The organism is uncultured Dialister sp. (genome assembly GCA_900314595.1).
GTDB lineage: Bacteria > Bacillota > Negativicutes > Veillonellales > Dialisteraceae > Dialister.
Window position 1 is genome coordinate 1 of sequence record OMVW01000064.1, and the last position, 6,502, is coordinate 6,502.

7 protein-coding genes and 1 rRNA gene (1 of these 8 cut by a window edge) are annotated in these 6,502 nt (G+C 46.8%); 2 read left to right on the forward strand and 6 right to left on the reverse strand.

What is annotated here, in order from left to right; genetic code table 11:
- Positions 1-113 precede the first annotated feature (113 nt).
- From QZN42_RS09750 to QZN42_RS09760, 3 genes are all read right to left on the reverse strand, one after another.
- Positions 114-1,145, reverse strand: coding sequence for a 3-deoxy-7-phosphoheptulonate synthase (locus QZN42_RS09750; protein ID WP_296957158.1), 1,032 nt, complete (start codon positions 1,143-1,145; stop codon positions 114-116).
- Positions 1,146-1,254: 109 nt separating this feature from the next.
- Entirely contained in the window at positions 1,255-1,536 is a 282-nt protein-coding gene (locus tag QZN42_RS09755; RefSeq protein ID WP_296957161.1) for a TIGR04076 family protein, read from the reverse strand.
- Positions 1,536-2,351: a pyridoxamine kinase gene (locus QZN42_RS09760; protein WP_296957164.1), complete on the reverse strand. Its 816-nt coding sequence runs from the start codon at positions 2,349-2,351 to the stop codon at positions 1,536-1,538. The genes QZN42_RS09755 and QZN42_RS09760 overlap by 1 nt, the downstream gene beginning before the upstream one ends.
- A 94-nt stretch (positions 2,352-2,445) precedes the next feature.
- Between QZN42_RS09760 and QZN42_RS09765 the strand changes: the two genes are divergently transcribed.
- Positions 2,446-3,264 (forward strand): DNA-3-methyladenine glycosylase, encoded by an 819-nt coding sequence (locus tag QZN42_RS09765; protein WP_296957167.1) that lies wholly within the window; start codon positions 2,446-2,448, stop codon positions 3,262-3,264.
- A 57-nt stretch (positions 3,265-3,321) separates the two neighbouring features.
- On the opposite strand, the gene QZN42_RS09770 is transcribed toward QZN42_RS09765, so the two are convergent.
- Together QZN42_RS09770 and QZN42_RS09775 are read right to left on the reverse strand one after the other, a co-directional pair.
- A complete protein-coding gene (locus QZN42_RS09770; RefSeq protein ID WP_296957169.1) occupies positions 3,322-3,741 on the reverse strand; it encodes a hypothetical protein in 420 nt (139 codons plus the stop codon).
- A gap of 145 nt (positions 3,742-3,886) precedes the next feature.
- Positions 3,887-4,486 (reverse strand): HD domain-containing protein, encoded by a 600-nt coding sequence (locus QZN42_RS09775; protein ID WP_296957172.1) that lies wholly within the window; start codon positions 4,484-4,486, stop codon positions 3,887-3,889.
- Between the two features lie 150 nt (positions 4,487-4,636).
- Here QZN42_RS09775 and QZN42_RS09780 point away from each other — a divergent pair, with 150 nt between their 5' ends.
- Complete coding sequence (locus tag QZN42_RS09780; RefSeq protein WP_296957178.1) at positions 4,637-6,046, forward strand: sulfatase-like hydrolase/transferase; 1,410 nt, start codon at positions 4,637-4,639, stop codon at positions 6,044-6,046.
- Between the two features lie 437 nt (positions 6,047-6,483).
- Here the strand turns inward: QZN42_RS09780 and QZN42_RS09785 are convergent.
- Positions 6,484-6,502: ribosomal RNA gene (locus tag QZN42_RS09785) — 23S ribosomal RNA — on the reverse strand; its annotated part runs 2,674 nt beyond the window's last position; the annotation flags it as partial.

Sequence of the window (6,502 nt, forward strand, 5' to 3'; positions counted from 1 at the left end):
TTTTGTCGTATTTTTTTCGACTTTTTTGCACAAAAAAGCACGCACCTTTCGATGCGTACTTGAACTATTTTATGAATTTCTTAAGTTAATGACATTGCTTCTAACTGCTGACCTCACACCTTCTCCGCCAGTTCCATGATCAGGTCCCGGCTCTTCGGCCAGCCCAGGCAGGGATCGGTGATAGATTTACCGTAGATGCCTTCCCCGATTTTCTGGTTACCGTCTTCGATATAACTTTCAATCATGAGGCCTTTCACGATATGCCTGATATCATTGGAATAGCTGCGGCTTGCCATGACATCTTTGGCAATGCGGATCTGTTCCAGATATTTCTTCCCCGAATTATTGTGGTTGCAGTCTACGACGATTGCCGGATTTTTCACATTTCTTTCCGCATACATCTCTGCTACCTTCTGAATGCTTTCATAATGGTAGTTCGGCATGGACGTACCGAAATGGTTCACATAGCCGCGAAGGATGGCATGAGCATAAGGATTGCCCGTAGTATGGACTTCCCATCCGTGGAAGAGGAAATCCTGCTCACTCTGGGCAGCTTCGATGGAATTCATCATGACAGAAAGATCGCCGGAAGTCGGATTCTTCATACCCACCGGAATACCTGCGCCGCTTGCAATCATGCGGTGCAGCTGGTCTTCTACGGAACGGGCGCCGATAGCTCCATAGGAAAGAAGATCCGAGAGGTAGCGATGATTCTCCGGATACAGGATTTCCTCAGCGCAGGTAAAACCTGTTTCTTCAATCACATGGACGTGCATGCGGCGGATAGCCTTGATGCCTTCCATCATATTTTCCTTACCCTCCGGGTCCGGCTGATGAAGCATTCCCTTGTAACCTTTGCCAATGGTTCTCGGTTTATTGGTGTACACGCGGGGAACAATGAAAATCCTGTCCTTTACGGCTTCTGCCACCTGGGAAAGGCGGGTGCAGTAATCGAGGACTGCCGGTTCATTATCTGCCGAACAGGGCCCTATAATGAGAAGCAGCCGGTCATCCTTCCCTGTCATAATATCTGCAATCTGCTGATCTCTTTCGGCCTTCAGCTTCTGAAATTCCGGTTTCAGCGGAATTTCCCGTTTTACTTCCATCGGTTCCGGCAGTTTCCGGATAAATTTCATCTGTTCCATTTTTCACCATTCCTGTATCAAAGAGAAGGAAATATATCCCTGCTCATTCATACTATCAATTTTTGCCGCCAGCGGCACACCTTCACGAAGAACGATTATCGCCAGTGACTCAATCAAAGTCCTTATCTATTCTTTCAATCCTGAACACATTGATCGTCTCCACATCCGGGCAGCAGAAGAGAGCCGTCCCCTTTTCCTGTCCCGGCTGGGGGATTTCCCCGCCATAGCGGAGGATGTCTATATATGGGAAGGCCACATGCATGGCCATGGGGCAGATCTTTCCCCGTTCGCTGTCAAAATCCCAGGAATCTCCAGAGCGATGGCCCCGATGGCAGGGGCAGGGCCCTTTCCTGTCCACGCAGGTAATCCGTATCTTCGGTCTTCTCGGCATCAGTCCAGCACCTCCAGGCATTTTTCAACGGGAATCCCTTTGAAATTATCTTTTGCGTCCTGACTCATGACAATCATTTTCCTTACTGCAATCATGGCTTTATCCACCGAATCCATCATGGACATGCCATTCATGACACTGCCCATAAAAATAGCGGAGAATATATCCCCGGTCCCGGGGAACCGGACCGGAATGAGGTCAAAGGTCCGCAGGAAAAATTCCCGCTCTCCCTCATCATAGCCTGCCACTGCATCTTTACCGTCCACTTTTGCCGAAGTGACTGCCACAGACCCCTTGCTCATCATGTACAGCTTTCCGAGTATCCTTTTCATATCAGACCAGGCCACTCCCTCAGGATGGTAAGGAGTATTCGTCAAAAGGCAGGCTTCCGTATAATTGGGGACCATATAATCAGCATTGGAAATCAGTTTCCTCATGCTTTCTACCGTTTTTGAGTTCAGCCCGTTATACAGATGACCTTCGTCCCCCATAATGGGATCCATAAAGATTTTCGTCCCCTTCTCCCTTTCCTTCCTGCAGTAATTGGAAATCATGGCTGCCTGCATGGGGGAAGTGATGAAGCCTGTAGAAATACCATCGAAAGAAAACCCCAGCGCTTTCCATACACTGATGGTATTCCTCATATAATCCGTGGTATCCAGTATTTCAAAACGCCCGTAATCAAGGGTATTTGACACCAGGGCCGTGGGCAGATTGAAAATTTCATGGCCCATATGGGTCAGGACCGGCATCATGGCTGAAAGAGCCACCTTACCGTACCCGGGAAGATCATTAATCAGAAGAAGCTTGCTCATACTATCCCTCTTTCAAAATTGTATTATTTTATTGTATCATATTTGTGGAAATATTTTGTAAATAGTTCGCAATTATACAGCAAAAGGAATCTCAATGAACGTACTCATCCGCGATGATTTCGACCTTCAAAAAATCATAAACAGCGGCCAGTGTTTCCGGGCAGTAGAAATCAAACCGGGACTCTTTCGCTTTATGTCAGGCCGCCATGTACTTTATATTTCTCAAAACAGGGGAATTCATTATGAAATATCCTGCTCGAAATATGTCTGGAACCATGTATGGAAACCATATTTCGATTTATTCTTTGACTACGAAGCCCTGAGGCGGAAAATTCCTACCGGGGATACTTTCCTCACAAAAGCCGCAGACTACAGCAAGGGCATACGGATCCTGAATCAGGACCCCTGGGAAATGCTCATTACTTTCATCATTTCCCAGAGAAAATCGATTCCTGCCATCCGCACATCAGTTGAAAAACTCTGCAGAAAAGCAGGGCAAAAAATAGAAACCCCTTTCGAAAGTCTCTATACCTTCCCCACACCGAAAGCGCTCTCTGCCTTATCCCCCGATGATCTCAGGGACTGCTCCCTGGGCTACCGGGCACCCTATATTTACGAAACGACCCGTCTGATCAGGAAATATCCTCACCTGTTGAAAGAAATGGACCATTTCCCCGATGAGGAACTGGTCTCAAAGCTTATGGAACTGCCGGGTGTCGGCATCAAAGTGGCAGACTGCACCGCCCTTTTCGGGTACCACAGGACAGGACTTGCCCCTGTGGACGTGTGGATTCAGAGAGTGATCGATACCTGTTACTGCGGAAATAATCCCTTCCCTGCCTTTGGAAAGGATGCAGGCATCATTCAGCAGTATCTGTTCTATTACGCACAAACGACAAAACTCAAAAGATAACTGAAAAACCGCGGCATCACCGCGGCTTTTCCATCCGGCGTAACAAACGGAAGAGATTTAATTCAGTTTGACTCCTGCTTTTTTCAACGTCTTAAATGTATATTGCAGAATGTTATACAATGTCTCTCCGTCCTCGGCGGTGAGATTTTTATCATCCAGCTGCTTCAGATCTTTGTAATAATACCCCAGCTTGCTGCCAAGCGTTTCCAATAGTTCTGCGTCTTTCTCGGTTTCCGGTACTGCAGCTTCCGCCTTCGGTTCATCCTTCAGCTCCCGAAGCTCTGCTTCCAGCTGGAATACCTTTTCCCGCAGCTTTCCATTTTCCTCCTGCATGGATTCTATGGTCAGCTGAAGTCCTTCATTGGTATCTCTTTCCTGGGACAGATTGACCTGCAGCGCTTCCACCGTTCCCTTCAGTACCTCAATGGTCTGTTTCGCTGCTTTCAATCCCTCTTCCGTCAGTATGTTGTCATTCATTCTATCACTCCTTTAAATTGACCGATTACTTTTCTATATTTTAACACATTTCTGCCCGTTGCAATAAAATACACATAAAAATCGGCGGTTTCGGCTGCGACCAGGTCACAGGTCAGTCCCCTTTTCCATCATCCCAAAGCCTGACTCAGTCATCTATAATTTCTTTTCCGATATGTGGAGCCAGAATCTTTTTCTGCGCATATTCAAAAAGTACCTCAGAACCCTCAGCGGTATGTTCATTCCGCTTCATAATCTGATGAAGATGAACCCCGTGCTCTTTCCAGGCACGGCCGCCGGTATAATCGTTCAGCATCATAGGCTGGATATTGTCCATGGTATGGGCAAAGCGGGACTCCGGAGTGTCTGCCCTTTCAAATTCATCCCAGAGCGCGCGGAATTTTTCCCCTTCTTTCGGAATCATGCCGAAAAGCCTGTCCGCACTTTCTGCCTCCTTCTTATGCTGGTCTTCTTTGGAAACCCCTGCATAGGCATAGGTGTCGCCCGCATAAATTTCCACCAGATCATGAATGAGAAGCATGGAAACCGTCTTCAGTACATCGATTTTTTCATTACTGTAAGGAGCAAGGAGCAGCGTCATCACCGCCATGTGCCAGGCATGTTCCGCATCATTCTCAAACCGCACCGCTCCGGTAAGGTACGTCTGCCGGGTAATGAGCTTTTCCTTGTCTATTTCACGAAAAAAATCAAATAAAGCATCCAGTTTCTTCTCCAGTTTTTCGTCCATGTTATCCTCTTTATCTCCATCAATAAGAACGGGTCAAATTCACGACTGTCACAGGCAGCCTTTCTATTCATTATAAAGGAACTGTCAAAAAAGTTTTTACTTTTCCTCCCGCCCATTTTATAATTTTAAAAAACAGGAAAGGTTTAATCTATGAAACATGACGTCCTTTTCAGGAAAGCAACGCTTTTCTGCCTTTCTTTTGCCCTTTTCCTGGGCTGCAGCTATTTATATATGGACCACCTCGCCGGATTTGCCGTGCCGGATACGGAATTCTTTACTCTGGAAATCTCCGCCCTTCTGATTTCCGGATTTTTCTGCCTGGCCGGGAAGAAATATTTCCTTCTCCTTTTTCTTCCCCTTCTCTGGCTCATCGGCGCTCTATGCATTTTCCCTCTGTCTCATAAACCTCTTCATTTCCTGTCCTTCATGCCCTTTATGGGATTTTCTGCCGGTCTTTGGGGTCTGTGGGCCGCACTTCTGATACTGCTTGAAAGAGGGGGCAGGAAGAAATATCCGGTCTTTCTGTACGCCCTGCTCTTTCCATTACTTCCATTTCTTGTCTGGTCCTACTACTTCATGAACGGAAGCTGGCCCATTTATACGGCACTTCTCGCCATCTGGCAGACAAACGGCAAGGAAGCCATGGAATACGGGATCAGCCATTTTCATCCGGTCGTATTCATCCTGTTAATATTTACCTTTACCTATGCAGGCCATATAGCAGGAAATGCAAAAAAATTCCCTTCCCTTTTAATCTCAAAAGCCGGCGCATGGATCCTTTCTGCCGCTTTCATTTTGAGCTTTTATCTCATCTATGTATCCCGGGATAATCTATTGACAGAAATATATTTCCAGGCTAGAGACTGCCAGACAAGCTACCTCCAATTTCAAAAAGAAAAAGAGCATCGAAGCCGGCAGATGGAAGAAACATTGAAAACAATTTCTGCCGCCCCTCATGGAATTCACGTGCTCGTCATCGGAGAATCCGAAAACAGAAAGCATATGAGCGCATACGGCTATCAACGCCCCACCACGCCTCATTTAGAAAAAGCAGCCGGAAATCCCCATTTCATCCTGTACACCGATACCTATTCCTGCCATGTACAGACCGTACAGGCATTGAGCTATGCATTGACGGCCAAAAATCAGTATAACCATATACCACTGGAAAAAGCGCCTTCCCTGATAGAATGTGCAAAAACGGCGGGATTTCATACCATCTGGCTCAGCAACCAGGAAAAATACTCTCTCTACGATACGCCCACATCAGTCATTGCCTCTGAAGCGGACAAGGAAATCTGGCTCAACCACAATATCGGCACAGACCTTAAAACAGAAGTCTACGATGGTGAAATAGTAAACCGGTTGAAAAATCTTGAAATAACTTCCCCCACCCTCCTCATCATCCACCTTATGATGAGCCTTATGGAAATCGATATTCCCAATTACAGAGAAAAAACAAACGATATCACCACACCGGACTACAATCCCGGACAAGAAAGATTCCGGACACTCTTTGGAGAAAAAAAGATTGTAGAAAATAACGATTCCCCAAAATGAAACCGGACCATTCCCTCACCCCGCCTGTGCACATCCCCCATATAAAATTCGTTGCCGCATCAGCGGCAACACCTTCCCGAACCCCGAACCCCGCACCCCGAAATCTCGGAATGGGCTATACCGGGCCGTGCCGTGGTGAGGCTAAGACCCGAATACCGTATGTTTCTCAATCCCCGGTAACTGCCAAACCCGCACTACCCATCAGCATACCATTTGTAGCACAAAAAAATGCATCTCTTACGAGATGCATTTTTTAATCAGCAGCTTGTTCCTCCCGTACGCTTCCGGACAACCTGCACTATCCATCAGCATCCAAATTGACACAAGAAAAAAGCATCTCTAACGAGATGCTTTTTCTAATCAGCAGCTTCCTATCCTCCCGGGCCGCTTCCAGCCAAGTACTTTCGGCGTTTGTGAGCTTAACTACCGTGTTCGGCATGGGTACGGGTGTATCCT